Source organism: Sphingobium sp. FG11 (genome assembly GCF_057809915.1).
This window is the reverse complement of sequence record NZ_JBMDKW010000039.1, coordinates 1-851: the sequence shown is the minus strand read 5'-3', so window position 1 is coordinate 851 and position 851 is coordinate 1. Positions and strand designations below refer to the sequence as shown.

Sequence of the window (851 nt, the reverse complement as noted above, 5' to 3'; positions counted from 1 at the left end):
TAGGGTCAGGACTCATTGATTGAGCCAGAAGATGACCGTGGCAGCGATGCAGATGGCGGACATGAAGGTATGGGCGCAGCGATCGTAGCGGGTGTGGATGCGTCGCCAGTCCTTGAGCCTGCCGAACATGATCTCGATCTTGTGGCGCTGGCGATAGAGTGTGGCGTCGTGCGGGATCGGCACCTTCCGGTTCACCTTTGAAGGGATGCAGGCAGCGATCTTGCGGGCCGCCAGCGCGGCCCGGAACCAGTCGGCGTCGTAGCCCCTGTCACCGAGCAGGGCTTTGGCCTTGGGGAAGGCGTTGATCATGAGGGCCGCGCCCTTGTAATCGCTCATTTGGCCTTCGCTCAGCAGCATGACCAGCGGCCTGCCCCTGCCATCGCATACGGCATGGAGCTTGGAGTTCAGGCCCCCCTTGGTGCGTCCGATACGTCGGGAAACAGCCCCTTTTTGAGCAGGCTCGCCGCCGTCCGATGTGCCTTCAGATGGGTCGCGTCGATCATCCACTGGTCCGGCTTCCCGCCCTTCGCTGCAAGGCCTGCGAATATCTTGTTGAACACGCCAAGCCGGCTCCAGCGTATGAAGCGGTTGTAGATCGTCTTGGGTGGTCCGTACTCCACAGGGGCATCGCGCCACCGCAGGCCGTTCCTGATTACGAAGATGATGCCGCTGATGATCCGGCGATCATCGACACGCGGCACCCCATGTGACAGCGGAAAATACGGCTCGATCCGGCGCATCTGCGCCTCCGATAACCAGATCAGATCACTCATGGCAACGCCTCCTCACGCCGCCATTGAATCAACCGTTCGCCATCTTCATAAGTGATTTAACAGGTCCTGAGCCTAGCG

The 851-nt window shown here is 60.6% G+C and carries 1 protein-coding gene; it reads right to left on the bottom strand.

All coding sequences use genetic code 11. From position 1 onward, the window contains the following. Nucleotides 1–12: 12 nt before the first annotated feature. Nucleotides 13–773, bottom strand: a protein-coding gene (locus tag ACODSN_RS16370; RefSeq protein WP_489056549.1) for an IS5 family transposase whose coding sequence is annotated in 2 segments (ribosomal slippage) — nt 13–440 and nt 440–773 — 762 coding nt in all. Because the reading frame shifts where the segments join, the coding sequence is not laid out codon by codon here. Nucleotides 774–851 lie beyond the last annotated feature (78 nt).